Annotated in this window: 12 protein-coding genes; 2 read left to right on the top strand and 10 right to left on the bottom strand. The window is 66.7% G+C overall.

Annotation, left to right across the window (positions count from 1 at the left end):
* Positions 1 to 8 precede the first annotated feature (8 nt).
* The 10 genes from lpxH to ACJ7C5_RS05680 all read right to left on the bottom strand — a co-directional run bounded on the left by lpxH (position 9) and on the right by ACJ7C5_RS05680 (position 17093).
* Positions 9 to 755 carry a UDP-2,3-diacylglucosamine diphosphatase gene (lpxH, locus tag ACJ7C5_RS05725; protein WP_097049410.1) on the bottom strand — a complete coding sequence of 249 codons (747 nt, stop codon included), beginning with the start codon at positions 753 to 755 and terminating at the stop codon, positions 9 to 11.
* A 106-nt stretch (positions 756 to 861) separates the two neighbouring features.
* The gene (locus ACJ7C5_RS05720) at positions 862 to 1401 is read right to left on the bottom strand and encodes a phosphatase PAP2 family protein (RefSeq protein WP_088024626.1); all 540 of its coding nucleotides are present in this window, start codon (positions 1399 to 1401) and stop codon (positions 862 to 864) included.
* A complete protein-coding gene (locus ACJ7C5_RS05715) occupies positions 1382 to 2527 on the bottom strand; it encodes a glycosyltransferase family 4 protein (protein ID WP_412703298.1) in 1146 nt (381 codons plus the stop codon). The genes ACJ7C5_RS05720 and ACJ7C5_RS05715 overlap by 20 nt, the downstream gene beginning before the upstream one ends.
* A 143-nt stretch (positions 2528 to 2670) precedes the next feature.
* Positions 2671 to 5595, bottom strand: a complete 2925-nt coding sequence (locus ACJ7C5_RS05710; RefSeq protein WP_412703297.1) for a TonB-dependent receptor domain-containing protein — start codon at positions 5593 to 5595, stop codon at positions 2671 to 2673.
* 331 nt (positions 5596 to 5926) lie between these two features.
* Positions 5927 to 8893, bottom strand: a complete 2967-nt coding sequence (locus tag ACJ7C5_RS05705) for a TonB-dependent receptor domain-containing protein (RefSeq protein ID WP_412703296.1) — start codon at positions 8891 to 8893, stop codon at positions 5927 to 5929.
* Positions 8894 to 9157: 264 nt separating this feature from the next.
* The gene (gene ppx / locus ACJ7C5_RS05700; RefSeq protein ID WP_010483920.1) at positions 9158 to 10684 is read right to left on the bottom strand and encodes an exopolyphosphatase; all 1527 of its coding nucleotides are present in this window, start codon (positions 10682 to 10684) and stop codon (positions 9158 to 9160) included.
* Between the two features lie 426 nt (positions 10685 to 11110).
* On the bottom strand, positions 11111 to 13198 hold the full coding sequence (gene ppk1, locus ACJ7C5_RS05695) for a polyphosphate kinase 1 (protein ID WP_412703295.1): 2088 nt from the start codon (positions 13196 to 13198) through the stop codon (positions 11111 to 11113).
* A gap of 4 nt (positions 13199 to 13202) precedes the next feature.
* Positions 13203 to 14534 (bottom strand): phosphate regulon sensor histidine kinase PhoR, encoded by a 1332-nt coding sequence (phoR, locus tag ACJ7C5_RS05690; RefSeq protein WP_061479944.1) that lies wholly within the window; start codon positions 14532 to 14534, stop codon positions 13203 to 13205.
* A gap of 106 nt (positions 14535 to 14640) precedes the next feature.
* Positions 14641 to 15330, bottom strand: coding sequence for a phosphate regulon transcriptional regulator PhoB (gene phoB, locus ACJ7C5_RS05685; protein ID WP_331600696.1), 690 nt, complete (start codon positions 15328 to 15330; stop codon positions 14641 to 14643).
* 116 nt (positions 15331 to 15446) lie between these two features.
* A complete protein-coding gene (locus tag ACJ7C5_RS05680; RefSeq protein ID WP_097049404.1) occupies positions 15447 to 17093 on the bottom strand; it encodes a M48 family metalloprotease in 1647 nt (548 codons plus the stop codon).
* A 142-nt stretch (positions 17094 to 17235) separates the two neighbouring features.
* On the opposite strand from ACJ7C5_RS05680, the gene grxC reads away from it, so the two are divergent.
* Both grxC and ACJ7C5_RS05670 read left to right on the top strand, forming a co-directional pair.
* Positions 17236 to 17526: a glutaredoxin 3 gene (gene grxC / locus ACJ7C5_RS05675; protein WP_004154541.1), complete on the top strand. Its 291-nt coding sequence runs from the start codon at positions 17236 to 17238 to the stop codon at positions 17524 to 17526.
* Positions 17523 to 17915 carry a carboxymuconolactone decarboxylase family protein gene (locus ACJ7C5_RS05670; protein ID WP_164082272.1) on the top strand — a complete coding sequence of 131 codons (393 nt, stop codon included), beginning with the start codon at positions 17523 to 17525 and terminating at the stop codon, positions 17913 to 17915. Before grxC ends, ACJ7C5_RS05670 begins: the two co-directional genes overlap by 4 nt.
* Positions 17916 to 17995 lie beyond the last annotated feature (80 nt).

The raw sequence follows: 17995 nt of genomic DNA, 5'->3' as shown, positions 1-17995 counted from the left end.
CGCGTCCATCATTCGCGGGCGAGGGTATCCAGCGACCAGCCGTTGGCGTCCACGCGCAGCACCGAGCCCTGTTCGTACCAGTCCCCCAGCACGATGCGGGTGCAGGCACGGCCACCGGCCTGCAGGCTGTGCACCGCCGGGCGGTGGGTGTGGCCATGGATCATGGTGTCCACGCCATGGCGCACGAAGGTGGCATCGACTTCGGCCGGCGCCACATCGGTGACGGACTCGAACTGCGCACGATCATCCTGCTTCATTTCCGACTGGCGGGCCTGGCTCGCTTCGCGCGCTTTCTGTGCGAAGGCGATGCGCGCGGCCAGCGGCTGCGACAGGAACTGCGCCTGGAACACCGGGTCGCGCGTCTGTGCGCGGAACTGCTGGTAGGGAATGTCGTCGGTGCACAGCAGGTCACCGTGCTGCAGCAGCACCGGGCGGCCGTACAGCTCGATCATGCACGGGTCGGGCAGGATGCGCAGGCCGGCACGGCGCGCGTAGTCCTCGCCGAGCAGGAAATCGCGGTTGCCGCGGATGAAGTACACCGGCACGCCGCTGTCGGACAGTACCTTCAGCGCATCGGCCACCGCATCGGCGGCGGGCGAGGGCGTGTCGTCGCCGATCCAGGCTTCGAACAGGTCGCCGAGGATGTACAGCGCATCGGCGCCGGGCGCCTGCTCGCGCAGGAAGCGCAGGAACAGGTCGGTGATCTCCGGACGGCTGGGGTCCAGGTGCAGGTCGGAAATGAACAACGTGGTCATGCGGCCATTCTAGGACATCAACGATGGCGGTAGCGCCGTCGGCATCGTGGGGGTCCATCGTGGGGGCAGATCCCTCTCCGAAGGAAAAGGGATCTGACCCCGGGGGCTACACCGGCAGCGGCAACCAGGCCAGGCTGGCCGACGCCAGCAGCACCGCGATGCCCGTCGCGGCCAATACATCGCTGGGATAATGCAGGCCCAGCACCACCCTCGACAGCGCGACGCCGGCGGTGAACGGCACCAGCAGCGGAGCCAGCCACGGGTAGTAGGCCAGTGCCACGATGGTGAACGACACCGCGTGCAGGGTGTGCCCGGAGGGGAAGCTGAACTCGTCCAGCGGTGCCACCCACGCGCGGATGCGCAGGTCGGCCGCATACGGGCGCGGGCGCCGGGTCCAGCGCTTGAGGCCCTTGTACAGCAGCAACGCGGCCAGACCGGTGGCGGCCATGTGCACGGACGCGCGCAGGCCGTCGAAGCCATCGAGCAGCACCAGCGCGCCCATCAGCACGTACCAGAACACGCCATCACCGAGCCGGCTGATGACCGCGAACAGGCGGCGCACGCGGCGGCGGCGGCAGTAGTGGTTGGCCCGCCGGCACAGGCGTGCTTCGCGGTCGGCCAGCAGTTCAAGCCGCGTGGTGCGCATGGCCGCTCCTCCGCGACTGCGCCAGTTCGGCCAGCAGGGCATCGAATTCCGCCACTACCTGCTGCGGATGCAGGCGCTTCATCGCGCGTGCGGCGTTGCTGCCCAGCGTCTGGCGCTGCGTGTCATCGGCGGCCAGCTGCACGGTCGCTTCGATGAACTGCTCATCGTTGTCCACTGCCGCGCCATTTTCGCCATTGCGCAGGTACTCGCGGGCAGCGCCATAGTCGAAGGCCACGGTCGCCACGCCGCTGGCCATGCTTTCGAGGGTCACGTTGCCAAATGTCTCGCTGCGGCTGGGGAACAGGAACAGGTCGCCGCTGGCGAAATGCCGGGCAAGCGCGTCACCACGCTGGATGCCGCAGAAGATGAAGTCGGGGTTTTCATGCGCCAGTTTTTCGCGGGCAGGGCCATCACCCACCCACACGAAGCGGGCCTTGGGACGGATCTGCTGCAGGCGGCGGAATGCTTTCACCGCCAGACCAAGGTTCTTTTCCGCGGCGATGCGGCCGACGTAGATCGCCACCAGGCCGTTGCCGTCCACACCCCATTCCTCGCGCAGCGCAGGGTCACGGCGGCTCGGATCGAACTGCTGGCTGTCGACCGCGCGCGCCAGCAGGCGTACGCGTTCGAAACCCTGTTCGCCGAGGAACTGCTGCAGTTCGCGGGTGGGTACCAGCGTCGCATCGGCCTGGTTGTGGAAGCGACGCATCCAGCGCATCGCGGCCGCCTGCAGCCAGGCCACACCGTAGTCGGGCAGGTATTCGTCGAAACGGGTGTGGAAGCCACTGGCCACCGGGATGCCGAGGCGCCGTGCAGTGCGCACGGCCGACCAGCCCAGCGGGCCTTCGGTGGCGACATACACGGCATCCGGGCGTTGCTGCTGCCAATGGCGGCCGAGCCTTATCGGGGCCGGCAGGCCAAAGCGCAGACCGGGGTAACGCGGCAGGGCGGCGCCAGGAACCAACAGGGTGCCCGCTGCGGAGTCCAGCGCTTCACTGGCCTGTCGCGGGCGGATCAGGTCGATCTCGTGGCCGGAGTTGCGCAGTCCCTGTTCCAGCCCCTGCACGGTCAGGGCAACGCCGTTCACTTCCGGCGGGTAGGTCTCGGTGACGATGGCATAGCGCATGGCGGGCCTCCGGGTTTCCGGCATGCTCGGTGCTGGCGATGTAGCCGATATGACCGCTTTACGACCACCAGATGACGCGGGTCGGGCCCCCGTGCCACTACGGCCCCGAAGGGCCGTAGTGGGTAACGCGTGCGGTGCCTGGATCAGAAGCGCTGCTGGTATTTCATGTAGATGAAACGGCCGATGTCGAAGCCGCCGTAGTAAGAGAAGTTGGCGCTCGGCTGGCTGTACATGATCGGTCCCTGGCGACCGAATACGTTGTTGGCGCCGATCGAGACGGTCGCATCCCACGGCAGGCTGTAACGCGCCTGCACGTCGTGGAAGGTGACCGACCCGCGACGGTTGTAGTCGCGCGTGCCGCTGAACCACGGTGCGCGCTGGTCGGGGTGCGAACACTCGTTCGGATACTCATCAACGCCCAGGCAGCGCTCCTTGACCGCAGAGAAGTAGCGCAGGCCCCAGGTGAGGCCGAGATTGCCGCGCTCCCAGCCCAGCGAAGCGTTGGAGCGCACGCGGAAGCCGATGCCGCCGTCGGTGGCGATGCCATTGCTGGGAATCGGCGGCACATCCGCCTCATTGGTGGTGCGCTCCACCGCGGCAACGACATAGGTGGTTTTCCAGTCGGCGCTCAGCGTGCCCCAGGACGTTTCGATCTTGTGGCCGACCTCCAGGTCATAGCCTTCGGCCTGGCGGAAGCCGCTGTTGCGGCTGCCATAGTTGAGCTTGTCGACGATGCCCAGCTCCGGGTCGCGGGTGAAGCTGCCGCAGCGCTCGGCAATGCCCAGCTCATAGCAGTCACGGAGGATGTCGTTGGGGTGATCGGGGACGATGGTGTTGTCGATGCGGATCTTCCACCAGTCCAGTGCGATGTGCAGCCCTTCAGCGAACGTCGGGCTCCAGACCAGGCCCAGGGTGCGGCTGGTGGAGGTTTCCGGCTGCAGATCCGGATTGGAGCCACTGGTGAAGGGCAGGGGGGACTGCCCGCTGCTGCCGGTGATCGGCTGGTTGCCCTGGCCGAGCTGGCGGTAGCTGTCCGCGTTGGCGATGTCGGCGGCGCAGCGCGCACGCACCTCCGGGCTGCTGGCGGCGGCGCCATAGACCGTATCGCAGGGATCACGGAAACCGGTGGTGAAGGTCTGCGAGCCGCCGCCGTAGAGGTTGGAGATGGTCGGTGCACGGAAGCCCTGCGCCCAGGTGCCACGGACCAGCAGCTGATCGATCGGCTTCCAGCTGAAGCCGAACTTGCTGTTGAGGGTTCCGCCGAAGGTGGAGTAGTCCGAGTAGCGCGTCGCTGCATTGAGCGTCAGCTCGCGCGCACCGGGGAGGTCGCGCAGCACCGGCACGCTCAGCTCCAGATAGGCCTCGTCGACGCGGTAGCCACCGCCGGTAGGGCCTGCGGCGAGGTTGGTGGTGGCCCCGGTCTGCGCCAGCGCGTCGGGAATGAAGCGACCGTCCTCGCGGCGGCTCTCGGCGCCCAAGGCAAAGCCCAGTTCGCCCGCGGGCAGTGTGGCGAGGCTTCCACTGAGGCTGGCGAACAGGTTGCGGGTGGTGGTGCGGCCACGAGTGAGTTCTTCGGGGAACAACCAGTCCTGCAGTTCCTTGTTGCCGGTCAGGCCATAGGCATCATCCTGGCCATACGGCACCAGAGGATTCCATGGTCTGCAACCGGCAATCGGTGCCCCCGGGGTGCCGCATTCAACCTTGCCGGTTTCCGGGTTGAAGAACGAAGGGCCGGTGGCATCGGCCACGCGCTGCTTGTGCAGGTTGCCGGTGGCACGCTGGGTCAGTTCGCTGCGGTTGTACTGGTAGCCGGCTTCCCAGTCGAAATCCCGGCCGCCGAATTCGAAGCTGCCTTCAAAGGCGGCAACGCCCTGCCAGGTGGTCAGTTCGCTGGTGCTGACCCGCGGAACCTCCCACGTACGGCGGTTCCAGTGCACATCGCTGGGCGTTTCGTAACCGTGGTGGCTGCCGAACGGGTTGAACCAGCTGTCGGCGGACATCGGCGTGATGCCGCCTGCGCCGGACTGGAACGGATAGCCGGCAATCTGGCGGGTGGTGGTGCGCCGGTTGTAGGACAGCTGGGTATTGAAGCGGACCTGCTCGTTCAGATCCACGCGCGCGTCGACGAAGATCGAATCGCGCTTGATCGGCGTCTGCAGGTGCATCTGCTCGTTGCTGTTGCTGACATCACCGGTGAACGGCGTGTTGTCACTGAGGTGGAAGCTGTCCGGCCCGCCCGGCTGGCTGCCGCGATCCAGCGAATAGCTGCAGCCACGGCTGTTGCTGCAGCCTGGGCCATTGAAGCCGACGATGCGTCCCCACTGTCCGACCGTGGTCCAGCCATCGTCCGGATGGCGGTCGGTATAGGTGTAGGCACTGAAGCCGCGATCCTTGGCCCACACCCCCTTCTCTTCGACATGCTCGGCCGCGACGCTGATCGAGGCGCGGTCATTCGACCAGCCGGCAACCACGTCGTACTGGGTACGGGCGCCATCGCCCTCGCTGTACTGGCCGTGGTAGACGCTGGCGGTGACGCCTTCAACGTTGCGGCGGGTGATGATGTTGACCACGCCGGCCATCGCGTCGGCGCCGTAGATGGCCGAGGCGCCGTCCTTGAGCACTTCCATGCGCTCGACGGCGGCTGCGGGAATGCTGGAAATGTCCTGGTAACCGCTGGTGGTCATGCCCAGGCGCTTGCCGTTGACCAGCACCAGGGTGCGCTGTGCACCGAGGCCGCGCATGTCCACGTAGCTGCCGCCCGCGGCCTCGCCCGCACTGAGCGGGCTGGCACGGCTCAAGGCCGGGCTGCCGGTTGCGGTCAGGTTCTGAAGGATGTCGGCAACGGAGTTGAAGCCCTGCCGCTCGATGTCGGCGCGGCTGATGGTCAGTACCGGTTGTGCGGTTTCCAGATCGACCTGGCGGATGCGCGAACCGGTGATCTCGATGCGGTCCAGCGTGGTGGCTTCCGGTGCCTGCTGTGCGAGTGCCGGGGTGGCCAGTGCTGCGGTTGCCGTCATCGTCAGTGCACGACGGATCGCCAACCCCAGTTCGGGAATACGGATGGTCATGGATCTCTCTCTCTTCTAGGTCTTCGGTGCGCTGCCAAGCGGACGGCGCAAATGCCACCGCAGGCGGTGGAGATTCGACGCTAGTGAAGGTCGGATGAGAGAGGTATGGGGAGGGTAGTAATGTGGACTCAAAGAGGCTGACGCATCTGCACAAAGCCGATGCGAATCAAACAGCTGCGAGGCTTAGGAGGCTTCATCGCCGTTCCAGCATTACTGCACCCACGAAGCGGCGAAGGGGGCCAGGCCTGCCAAATGCGTCAGCCTGCGCGGAAGCAAAAAAAACCACGGCCCCGAAGGGCCGTGGTCGTCGAGCTTCAACTGCGCGGATGGATCAGAAGCGCTGCTGGTACTTCATGTACATGAAACGACCGATGTCGTAGCCACCATAGTAAGAGAACGACGAGTTCGGCTTGCTGTACATCACCGGAGCTTCCTTGCCGAACACATTGTTCGCGCCCACCGAAACGGTGGCATCCCACGGCAGGTTGTAGCGGAACTGCACGTCGTGGAAGGTCACCGCACCACGCTCGTTGTAAGCAGTCGGCGACTTCAGCCACGGAGCCAGGAAGGTCGGATCGGAGCATTCGTCCGCATACCGCGAGGCGTTGAGGCAGCGCTCCTTCACACCGGAGTAGTAGCGTGCCGTCCAGCTGACGCCGAAGTCACCCACATCCCAGCCCAGCACCAGGTTCGAGCGCACGCGGAACGCAAGGCTGGTAGCGGTGCCGATGGTGTTGGCAACGCCGTTGATCGGCGTGATCGCTTCGCGGACATCGTTGGTGGAACGGTAGACGTTCTTGCTGACGTAGGTGCTGGTCCAGCCCGCGCTCAGCTTGCCGTAGCTGGTGTCGACGCGGTAGCTGACATCCAGGTCGTAACCTTCGGTCTCGGCGAAGCCGGCGTTGCGGTTGCCGAACTTCAGGCCGGTGACGATGCCGTTGGACGGGTCGCGGGTGAAGCGGCTGCAGCGCGATTCGATGCCCTGCTCGTAGCAGTCCCTCAGGATCTGGTTCGGGCTGTCACCGACGATGGTGTTGTCGATGCGGATCTTCCACCAGTCCAGCGCCACGTTGAAGTTGCTGATGAAGGTCGGGCTCCACACCAGGCCCAGCGTCTTGCTGGTCGAGGTTTCCGGAACCAGCAGCGGGTTGGAACCGGACACGAACGGCGTCGGGGTCGCATCCTGCGCCGTGGTTACCGGCGTGTTGCCCTGCTTCAGCTGGCGGAAGTTGGCGGCATCGGCGATGTCACGTGCGCAGCGCGAGCGGACTTCAGCACTGCCCTTGGCCGAGCCGAACACGGTGTCGCACGGGTCGCTGAACTGCGCGAAGGTTTCCGAACCGCCACCGTACAGATCGTTGATGGTCGGTGCGCGGAAGCCTTCGGCCCAGGTACCACGGACCAGCAGCTGGTCGATCGGCTTCCACTTGAATCCGAACTTGCTGTTGAGCGTGTTGCCGAAGGTGTTGTACTTGGAATAGCGGGTGGCGGCACTGAAGCTCAGCTCGCGCGCGCCGGGCAGGTCGGCCAGCACCGGCACGCTGAGCTCCAGGTAGGCTTCCTTCACGTTGTAGCTGCCACCGGTCGGGCCTGCGGCCAGGTTGGTGGTGGCGCCGGTCTGGGCCAGGGCATCGGGGGTGTAGCGGCCATCTTCCTTGCGGCTTTCCACGCCGAAAGCGAAGCCCAGGTCGCCGGCCGGCAGGGTCATGATGCTGCCGGACAGGTTGGCGAACGCGTTCTTGGTGGTGGTCCGGCCGGTGGTCTTCTCCGCCGGGAACAGCCAGGCCATCAGTTCTTCATTGCCGGTCAGTCCGTTCGGATCGTTCTTGCCGTAGGGCACCAGCGGGTTCCACGGCGTGCAGCCGCTGATCACCGCGCCCGGACGGCCACACATCACCTTGCCGGTGGCCGGATCCAGGAACGACGGACCCACGGCGTCACGCACGCGCTGCTTGTGCAGGTTGCCGGTGGCGGTAGCGGTCAGCTCGTTGCGGTTGTACTGGTAGCCCACATCCCAGTCGAAGTAGCGCTGACCGATCTCGAAGGTGCCATCCAGCGACACTACCGCACGGTAGGTCTTCAGTTCGCTGGTGCTTACACGCGGGATTTCCCAGGTACGGCGGTTCCAGGCCACGTCGGTTGGCTTGGCATAACCGTGCTGGTTGCCGAACGGATTGAAATAGCTGTCCTTGGACATCAGGCCGGTGGCGGTCGGGTCACCCGAGATCGACACCGAGCTGGACTGCAGCGGGTAGCCTGCAATCTGGCGCTCGGCCGAACGCTTGTTGTAGCCGAATTCGGTGCGCAGGTTGACCTGATCGGTGATCTTGAAACGGCCGTCGAAGTACACCGAATCACGCTTGAGCGGATACATGACGTGCATCTGCTCGTTGGCGTTGCTGACGTCGCCTGTAAACGGGGTCGCGTCGGTCAGGTGGTAGTTGGCCGGGTTGGTCGGGTCAGCGCCACGGTTGAGCGAGTAGCCGCAGCCGTCCTTGGTGTTGGTACAGCCCGGGCCACCCTTCAGGCCGGTGACCTGGCCCCACTGGCTCAGCGTGGTCCAGTTGGAGGCGTCGTTCGGGTGGCGGTCGCTCACGCCGTACTTGCTGAACCAGCGGTCCTTGGCCCAGACGCTCTTTTCTTCGGAATGCTCCAGTGCCAGCGTCAGCGACACGCGGTCGTTGCTCCAGCCGCCGACCACGTCGAAGCGGTCACGGGCGCCGTCGCCTTCGCTGTACTGGCCGTGGTAGACGTTGGCGGTCACGCCGTTGACGTTGGAACGGGTGATGATGTTGACCACACCGGCCATCGCATCGGAACCGTAGATGGCCGAAGCGCCATCCTTCAGCACTTCGATGCGCTCCACCGCCGACACCGGCAGCGAGGACACGTCCTGCAGGCCCGAGGTGCTGATGCCCAGACGCTTGCCGTTGACCAGCACCAGGGTGCGCTGCGCCCCCAGGTTGCGCATGTCGATGTAGGTGCCGCCGGTGTTTTCGCCCGAGCTCAGTGCGTTGGCACGGCTGATCGCCGGGCTGCCCATGGCGGTCACGTTCTGCAGGATGTCGGCGACCGAACTGAAGCCCTGGCGCTCGATGTCCACGCGGGTCATTGCCAGCACCGGCTGGGCGGTCTCCACATCGACCTGGCGGATGCGCGAGCCGGTGATTTCAATGCGATCCAGATTGGTCGGCGAAGCGCTGCCGCTGTCCTGGGCGAAGGCCGGCAGCGCGGCCAGGGCGGTGGTCGTCACCAGGACGTGGGCAATGGCCTTGCCCAGCACGGTACGTGAAGTCATTACGTTCTCTCTCTCAAAGACGTAGGGAGATGCCCAAAAAAGCACCCAATTGCCCAGCGGAAGTGCGCCGGTGCCCCAATACTAGTCTCGGTAGTTAAGAGTTTGTAAATAGCCCATGTCGAAATAATTCATCACGTGTCATGCCGGTGATGAAAATGTGAAGGAAATCGCGGGCTTGCAGATGACATGCGTCTATAGCGACGGCGGGTTGATGCTGCGGCGCAGCGCGAATTGCGCGCAGGCCGGACGTCATCCTGGTCCGGATCAGGCCACGAACGGCCGGAACTGGATGCCCAGCCCGGCGATGCCGTCGGTCTCGCCGATCAGGTCCGCGCGCAGCAGCGGGCGGGCGTCGATGAAGGCCTGCGGCACGATCAGCGACAGGCGGTTGTCGTCGGCGGTCAGTTCCAACGCAGGCAGTGGATCGTCCTCATGGGCACGATTGAGCAATACCGCCAGACGCAGCAGGGCGGCCAGCCGGCGAGCGGTCAGCAGCAGGCGCTCGGGCAGGGCGTCGAAGGCGGTCTTGGTCACGCTGCGGCGATGGCTGCGCACCAGGGCGGCCAGCATCTGCTGTTCCTGCCGCGAGAAGCCAGCGATATCCGAGTGTTCCAGCACGTAGCTGCCATGCACGTGGTAGCCGCTGTGCGCGATCATCAGGCCCAGCTCGTGCAGGCGCGCGGCCCAGCCGAGCATCCGCGCGTCGTCGGCATCGAGCCGCCAGCGCTCCTGTACCTGTTCCAGCAGTGACAGCGCGGTGTCCTGCACACGGTCGGCCTGCACGGTATCGATGCCGTAGCGCTGGCTGAGCGCGGACACCGATTCATCGCGCAGGTCGTTCTCGCCAGCGCGGCCGACGATGTCGTACAGGATGCCTTCGCGCATCGCCGCTTTGCTGACCAGCAGCTTCTGCAGGCCCAGCGCCTGGAAGGCGGCCTCCAGCACCAGGATGCCGCCGGCGATGATCGGACGACGGTCGCTGGACAGGCCCGGCAACTGGATGTCGTCGATCTTCTTGGCCTTCAGCAGTTCATCGCGCAGCTGCGGCAGGGCCTCGGCGGTGATCGCGCCCTTGCTCAGCTTCATCGTCGCGCAGATCTCGCTGATCGCCTTGTGCGTGCCGGACGAGCCCAGGGCTTCCTGCCAGCCCAGCGCGCGGTACTTGCTGGCGAAGGGCTGGAACTCGCGGCCGATCTCGGCCAGCGCGTCCTTCCAGCGCTTCTTGCTCAGCTTGCCGCCGGGGAAGAAGCGCCGGGTGCTGGCGATGCAGCCGGCCTGCAGGCTTTCGCGCTCCAGGGTCTGCATGCCCATGCCGATGATGAATTCGGTGGAGCCACCGCCGATGTCGATCACCAGCCGGCGCTGGCCGGGCTTGGGCGGTTGCGCGTGGGCCACGCCCAGATAGATCAGGCGCGCTTCTTCGCGGCCGCTGACCACTTCGATGGCATGCCCCAGTGCGGTTTCGGCCGGAACCAGGAACGACTGCGGCGAGCGCAGCTGGCGCACGGTGTTGGTGGCCAGCGCACGTACCCGGTGCGGCGGCACGTTGCGGATGCGCTGGCCGAAGCGGGCCAGGCATTCCAGTGCGCGCTGCCGCGCAGCGGAGGAGAGCCCACCTTTGCCGTCCAGGCCATCGGCCATGCGCACGGTCTCGCGCAGGCGGTCGATCACCCGCAGCTGGCCGAGCGTGTAGCGCGCGATGACCATGTGGAAGCTATTGGAGCCAAGGTCGATGGCGGCCAGCAGGTCGCCATCCTGCAATGCGGGCGGAGTCGTGGTGGTGTGCGGCATGGACGAATGTTAGCCGAAGGGGCGGTGTGCTCGTCACCGCGCGGCCTTCACATTTTGGAAGAGGGGAGTGCGGCAGGGCTGCGCCCTGCACCTGCCGAATCAACGGCAACGGCAACGGCAACGGCAACAGCAACAGCAACAGCAACAGCAACAGCGGGCTATCCGTGGGATGGCGGGGTGGGTCCGGTTGAGGGGGACGCTGCAAGTACGTCCATGTAAGCTCGGTCGCGCTTGCTCGTGTGCGCTGTCCTGCGCACACGGCAAGACCGGGGTTGGGCGTCCTGCCCAACCCGCCCGAGGCATGCCTCGGGCCCATGGCGCTCACGCCCCCTCAACCGGACCCACCCCGCCTTCGACAGTTCTCTGCGACCTGATGGTGGGTGCCTACCGCTCCTGGTAGGTGTCGACCTTGGTCGACACACCGGGTTACAGCCCCTGCATCAACGCCATCTGTGCCGAATGCGGGGCTTCGTCGTGCGCCGGGGCACGCTTGTGGTAGATGCCGTCGGCGTCCAGTTCCCAGGCGTTGAGGTTGTCGTCCAGGTAGTTCTGCAGGACCTCGCGGTAGACCCGCTTGGCCAGCTCCGGGTCGAGGATCGGGAAGCAGGTCTCGACCCGGCGCAGCAGGTTGCGCTCCAGCCAGTCGGCGCTGGCGCAGTACATTTCCGGTGCGCCGTTGTTGCCGAACCAGTAGACGCGGCTGTGTTCCAGGAAGCGGCCGACGATCGAGCGCACGCGGATGTTGTCCGACACGCCCGGCACGCCCGGGCGCAGGGTGCAGGCGCCACGGATGATCAGGTCGATCTGCACGCCGGCCTGCGAGGCGGCGTACAGCGCGCGCACCACCTGCGGTTCGTTCAGGGCGTTCATCTTGGCGATGATCCGCGCCGGGCGGCCGGCGGCGGCGATGCGCGTTTCGCGCTCGATGCGGCCGAGGATGCCGGTGTGCAGGGTGAAGGGCGACTGCAGCAGGCGCTTGAGCTTCATCTTCGAGGCCAGCCCGGACAGCTGCTGGAACAGCAGGTGCACGTCGTTGCCGATGTCCGCATCGGCGGTGATCAGGCTGATGTCGGTGTACGCGCGGGCGGTGCCGCTGTGATAGTTGCCGGTGCCCAGGTGCACGTAGCGGCGCAGCTTGCGGCCCTCGCGGCGCACGATCAGCAGCATCTTGGCGTGGGTCTTGTAGCCGACCACGCCGTACACCACCTGCACGCCGGCCTCCTGCAGGCGATCGGCCAGGCCCAGGTTGGCCTCTTCGTCGAAACGTGCGCGCAGTTCGACCACCACGGTCACGTCCTTGCCGTTGCGCGCGGCCTGGATCAGTGCGTCGACGATCAGCGAATCCTTGCCGGTGCGGTACAGGGTCTGCTTGATCGCCAGCACGTTGGGGTCGATCGCCGCCTGCCGGATCAGGTCCAGCACCGCGGTGAAGGCATCGAACGGGTGGTGCAGCAGCAGGTCCTGGCGCGCCGTGGTCTCGAAGATGCCGTCGCTGTCGCGCAACGTGCGCGGCGTCATCGGCGGGTATTTCAGGTCCGGCTGTGCGATCAGGTCGTACAGCTGGATGATGCGGTTGAGGTTGACCGGGCCGTCGATGCGGTACACCGCGTTCTCGGTCAGGCCGAAGTTCTGCAGCAGGGTGCGCACGATGTCGCGCGGCATGTCCTGCGCGATTTCCAGGCGCACCGCCGGCCGGTAGCCGCGGTCGACCAGTTCGTCGCGCAGTGCCAGCGCCAGGTTCTCCACTTCCTCCTCGTCGACCACCAGCTCGGAGTTGCGGGTGACGCGGAACTGGTAGGCACCCTGGACTTCCATGCCCGGGAACAGTTCATCGACGAACGTGGACAACACCGAGGACAGGAACACGAAGTTCTGCGGACCGCCGAGCTTCTCCGGCAGCTGGATGATGCGCGGCAGCGAGCGCGGCGCACGCACGATGGCCAGGTGGCCGGCGCGGCCGAACGCGTCGGTGCCCTTCAGCACCACCACGATGTTCAGCGACTTGTTGAGGATCTTCGGGAACGGATGCACCGGGTCCAGGCCCAGCGGCGACAGCACCGGCATGATCTCGTTGCGGAAGTAGGCGCGCAGCCAGCGCTTCTGGCGGTCGGTCCAGGAATGGCGGCCGAGCACGCCGATGCCGGCCTCCATCAGCGCCGGCCGCAGCGTCTCGTTCCAGCAGCGGTACTGCTGGTCCACCAGTTCGGCGGCGCGGTCATGGATGGCGGTGAGGATGGTCTGCGGGCTCATCCCGTCCGGTGCCGGTGGCAGGCCGAACTCCTGCGCGTGGCGTACGGCGGCGGCGCGGATCTCGAAGAACTCGTCGAGGTTGGTGCAGGAGATGCACATGAAGCGCAGGCGCTCCAGCAGCGGCACCTGCGGGTCCATCGCCTGCGCCAGCACGCGGAAGTTGAAATCCAGCTGTGACAGTTCGCGGTTGATGTAGAGCGCCGGGTCGCGCAACGGATCGTTGTCCGGGCTCACGGGGAGGGGGAGGGATCCGAGGCTGCTCATGGCGTCATTCTTCGATGGAAGTCAGGGGGGCGGACTCGCGCGGGCGCACGTGGTCGGCATCGAAATGGCAGGAAAACACCGAGCCCTTGCCGACCTCGCTTTCAATCTCCAGCCGCGCGTGGTGCAGGCCGAGGATGTGCTTGACGATGGACAGGCCCAGGCCGGTCCCGCCGCTTTCGCGGGAACGGCTGCTGGAGACACGGTAGAAGCGTTCGGTCAGGCGTGGCAGGTGGGTGGCCGGGATGCCGTAGCCGGAATCGCGCACTGCCAGCACCGCGCCGTCGCCTTCGCGGCGGAACTCCACCGCGATGCGGCCACCGGCGGGGGTGTAGCGCACGGCGTTGGTGACCAGGTTGGAGAACGCGCTGTGCAGCTCCTTGGTCGAGCCCTGCAGGTCAACGCCGGCGAGGTCGTCGATGCTGATCTGGTGGCGGCCCTGGCTGTGCGCTTCGGCTTCGCGGCGCAGGGTGGCCAGCATCGGCTGCATGGCCACGGTCTCATCCTCGCTGTGCTCCTGCGATTCGAGGCGCGACAGGGTCAGCAGGTCTTCCACCAGCTGGGCCATGCGTTGGCTCTGCTTGCGCATCTCTTCCAGCATCGGACCGGTGCCCGGGAAATCTTCCGGGTCCATCATGTCCAGGTAGCCGTGGACCACGGTGAGCGGCGTGCGCAGTTCGTGTGAAACGTTGGCCACGAAGTCGCGACGCACCTGTTCCAGGCGCAGCAGTTTGCTGACGTCGCGGGCGATCAGCAGCCAGTAGTCCGACGAATACGGAATCAGGCGCAGGTTCAGGCGGATCGCAGGATCGACCGGCGAGGGCACGTCCAGGATCGGCTCGGCATTGCGGCCACCGGCCAGCCAATGCGCCAGCGGCATCGGCTGCAGGCGCTCGACCAGGGCTTCGCCGAGGTCGCCGGGATGGTGCAGGCCGAGCAGGGCGGTAGCGGCCTCATTGAACCACTGCACGCGCTGGCTGTTGCGGTCCAGTACCACCACGGCATCGGGTAGTGCGGCGGCGGCAGCGCGGTAGCTGCGCAGCATGTCGAGCAGGCGGCGCTTGCGAACGCGCATTTCCACCTGGTTGCGGTACAGCAGGCGGTCCAGTTCGTTCCAGACGCCGGTGCCCTCCTCGGCGGTGTCCCAGCGCTGGCGTGCGGTCAGCCGGCGCAGCACGCTGCGCAGGCGCCAGTAATGCCAGGCCAGCGTGGCCAGTGCGCCAAGCGCGATGCACAACCACAGATGGCCCGTGAACCACCCCACCAGTCCGGCGAACAGCAGTACCGCGGCAACGGTGGCCAGGGTCTTCAACCAGGCAGAGCGGATGTGGCGGGGCATTGCGATCTCGTCGTTGAGGTGCGGCGGTTCACTGGGGTGAACCGAGGGTTATAGCAGAGTTGCCGGCGCCGGCACCCGCGGGTGCGTGGCGCCGGCACGACGAGACTCAGGTGGCAGTGGAGAAGCGGTAGCCGGCGCCGCGCACGGTCTGCACCATGTTTTCGGCGTTGAACGGTTCCAGCGTTTTGCGCAGGCGGCGGATGTGCACGTCGATGGTGCGTTCCTCCACGTACACACTGCCGCCCCACACATGGTCCAGCAGCTGGGCGCGGGTGTAGACGCGCTCCGGGTGGGTCATGAAGAAGTGCAGCAGGCGATATTCGGTCGGGCCGATCGGTACCGGCTGGTCGTTGGCGAACACGCGGTGGGCAGCACCGTCGATGCGGATCGAGCCGACTGCCACGCTGCCGTCCTCGTCGTCCTCGCGGGCACGGCGCATGACCGCACGGATGCGGGCCAGCAGTTCGCGCGCCGAGAACGGCTTGACCACGTAGTCGTCGACGCCGGCTTCAAGGCCACCGACGCGGTCATTCTCTTCGCCGCGGGCGGTGAGCATGATGATCGGCACTTCGCGGGTCAGGGTTTCCTTGCGCCAGCGGCGGGCCAGGTCCAGGCCGCTGGTGCCGGGCAGCATCCAGTCCAGCAGGATCAGGTCGGGGACGCGATCGGCGATGGCGGTCTGGGCCTCACGGGCGTCGCCGGCGTGGACCGGTTCGTAATCGCCCTTGCGAAGGGCGAAGGCGACCATTTCACGGATCGCGGGCTCGTCATCGACGATCAGGATGCGTTTCTGCACGAGGACACCGTAGGGCTCGGTTACTGGAGTGGTGCCAGTAGACTACGGTTTGATGACATGTTTGTGACTACCAGGCCGGAACCGGCCTGGATTGCCATCGACCGGTCATGCAGCGCTCAGCGGCGGTCCAGGTCCGGGTCCTGCACGCCCTGGCGGCGCAGTTCCAGCACGGTGGGAGTGATCGCTTCGATGCGCGCGTCCACCCGGGCCCGGCCGACATAGTCCAGTGCCGGGTTGCGCTTGAGCGCCTGCAGCTGCATCAGCGACTGTTCCGGGCGGCCGCTGAGGAAGGCCGCCTCGGCATAGGCCTCGCTGGCGCGCACGCTGTCGCCGGCCAACTCGCTGGCGCGGGCGTACCGCTGCTGGAAGACCGGATCGTTACCGCTTTGCGACAGCAGGGGCCGCAGCATGGCCTGCGCGCGCTGGCCCGCCTCGCGGCTGCCCTGTTCGTTCAGGATCTCGGCATAGGTCAGTGCCACCGGACGGCTGTTGGGGTGCTCGCGCAGCAACTGCTCGAAGCGGTTGTTGGCCTGGGTGGCCTGGCCGGCGCGGGATTCGGCCTCGCCCAGGCCCAGCGCCAGCCACAGGTTGTCCGGCCGGCTCTGCAGCAGGCCCGCCAGGGTCTGCCGGGCCTGGGTGGCGCCGGCACGACCGCCGCGCATCACGGCCAATGCCTGGCCATAGCGCTGGGCGTCGTTCAGGCCATCCTTCTGGCGCTTGGCCAGATCGGCATACTCGCGTTCCAGTTCGGGGGTGGAGTCCGCGCTGAGCACGCGCAGGCGCTCGCGCGCCCAGTCGAAGTCGCCGCTGGCGCCGCGGGTGAGCTGGCCCATTGGAATGCGCAGCACGCTGCTGGGCAGCAGCGGGTTGTTTCCGCGCAGCATCGGCTCGGCCAGACTCGGGTCGGCCGGATCGACCCGCTCCCTGCGCTCGCCGCTGGGGGTGGTGGTGGTCAGCAGCACCGTGTCCTTCTTCATCTGCTCGGCGCGGGCCTTGGCCTCGCTGATGCGGGTGATGTTGACCGGATGGGTGCGCAGGAACTCGGGCACGCTGTAGCCGCCGTCGTTGCCGCGCATCGCCGATGCCATCCGCTCGAAGAAGCCGGCCATGGCATCCACGTCGTAGCCACTGCGCGACAGGGTGCGGATGCCGAGGCGGTCGGCCTCGGACTCGTTGGAGCGGGTGTAGTTGATCTGGCGCTGCTGCATCAGGCCCATGCCCGAGCTGATCGCAGCCATGGTCGCGTTGCCCGAGGAGGTGCTGTTGCTGGCCTGGGCGGCCACCACCGCCGCCAGCATGCCGAGCAGGATCGGGATCTGGTCGCGCTGGGCGCGCTCGACCCCGCGCAGTACGTGCTGCTGGGTGACGTGGGCGATTTCGTGCGACAGCACTGCGGCCACCTCGTCCTCGCGCTCGGCGGTCAGCACCAGGCCGGCATTGACCCCGATGTAGCCGCCCAGCGTGGCGAAAGCGTTGATCTGGCGGTCCTTCATCACGAAGAAGGTGTACGGCTGCCGCGGCTGGTCACTGTTGGAGCCGAGCCGGGTGCCCATGGTCTGCAGCCAGTCGTTGACCAGCGGATCGTCCAGCAGGTAGCCGTAGTTGCGCAGTTCGCGCAGCATCATCGCGCCGTATTCGGCCTGCCGCGCCGGGGTCAGCAGCTCGCCGGCCGACGAGCCGATGTCGGGCAGCTTCTCCTGGGCCTGGGCCAGCGGCATGGCCAGGGCCAGGGTGACGGCGGTAGTCAGCAGCAGGGCTCGCAAGCAGGAGGTCCTCGGGCGGGGCGCGCCAAGCGTGGCAGGGCAGGGGGCAACCATTCGTTAATCCACAGTGTTGCGGCCGTGGCGTGGAAATTCCAGCGCACCGGTACCATATGTAGACCGTCGATCCATCGTGGAGTTTCCCGTGACAGCCCAGACCGCCGGCGGTGCCCCCGCCATCACCATCTATTCCACCGCCGTCTGCCCGTACTGCGTGGCCGCCAAGAACTTCCTGAAGAGCAAGGGCCAGCAGTGGACCGAGGTCCGCATCGACCTGGACCCGGCCGAGCGCGAGAAGATGATGGCGCTGACCCGCCGCACCAGCGTGCCGCAGATCTTCGTCGGCGACGTCCATGTCGGCGGGTACGACGACATGATGGCCCTGCACCGTGAAGGCAAGCTCGAGCCGCTGCTGGCCGGGCAGGGCCAGGCATGAGCGCGGCCGACGACGGCAGCAAGGACCGCATCGCCGAGTTCACCGAGTTCCGCAAGCGCATGAACGAGCGCATCCTGGGTGAACCGAACCAGGTGGTGCGCCGCTTCTTCGCGCTGGATACGCAGACCTACCAGGCCGGCGCGCTGGACGTGAAGACCAAGGAGCTGCTGGGCCTGGTGGCCTCGATGGTGCTGCGCTGCGACGACTGCATCAGCTACCACGTGGCCCAGTGCAAGGACGCCGGGGTGACCCGCGAGGAGTTCTTCGAGACCTTCTCGGTCGGCCTGGTGGTCGGCGGCTCCATCGTGATCCCGCATCTGCGCCGCGCGGTCGACTTCCTCGACCAGCTTGAAGGCGGCGCCGCCGCCCCGGAAGCGCACGAGCATTGAGGGTAGTGCCGGGGGGCGGGGGGCGGCCCCCCGAACCCCCCAAGCCCGGGGTGGCGGGCCCGCGGCGGCCCCAACCCAAC

Origin of the sequence: Nocardiopsis yanglingensis (genome assembly GCF_045809185.1) — a bacterium.
Lineage (GTDB): Bacteria > Pseudomonadota > Gammaproteobacteria > Xanthomonadales > Xanthomonadaceae > Stenotrophomonas > Stenotrophomonas yanglingensis.
Note: the sequence above shows the minus strand (reverse complement) of the source record. Positions and strands in the feature narration are given on the sequence as shown.

Excerpts from the sequence above, each read along its gene's own strand:
- lpxH (WP_097049410.1), bottom strand. The coding sequence starts at position 755 with ATGACCACGTTGTTCATTTCCGACCTGCACCTGGACCCCAGCCGTCCG.
- ACJ7C5_RS05720 (WP_088024626.1), bottom strand. The coding sequence starts at position 1,401 with ATGCGCACCACGCGGCTTGAACTGCTGGCCGACCGCGAAGCACGCCTG.
- ACJ7C5_RS05715 (WP_412703298.1), bottom strand. The coding sequence starts at position 2,527 with ATGCGCTATGCCATCGTCACCGAGACCTACCCGCCGGAAGTGAACGGC.
- ACJ7C5_RS05710 (WP_412703297.1), bottom strand. The coding sequence starts at position 5,595 with ATGACCATCCGTATTCCCGAACTGGGGTTGGCGATCCGTCGTGCACTG.
- ACJ7C5_RS05705 (WP_412703296.1), bottom strand. The coding sequence starts at position 8,893 with ATGACTTCACGTACCGTGCTGGGCAAGGCCATTGCCCACGTCCTGGTG.
- ppx (WP_010483920.1), bottom strand. The coding sequence starts at position 10,684 with ATGCCGCACACCACCACGACTCCGCCCGCATTGCAGGATGGCGACCTG.
- ppk1 (WP_412703295.1), bottom strand. The coding sequence starts at position 13,198 with ATGAGCAGCCTCGGATCCCTCCCCCTCCCCGTGAGCCCGGACAACGAT.
- phoR (WP_061479944.1), bottom strand. The coding sequence starts at position 14,534 with ATGCCCCGCCACATCCGCTCTGCCTGGTTGAAGACCCTGGCCACCGTT.
- ACJ7C5_RS05670 (WP_164082272.1), top strand. The coding sequence starts at position 17,523 with ATGAGCGCGGCCGACGACGGCAGCAAGGACCGCATCGCCGAGTTCACC.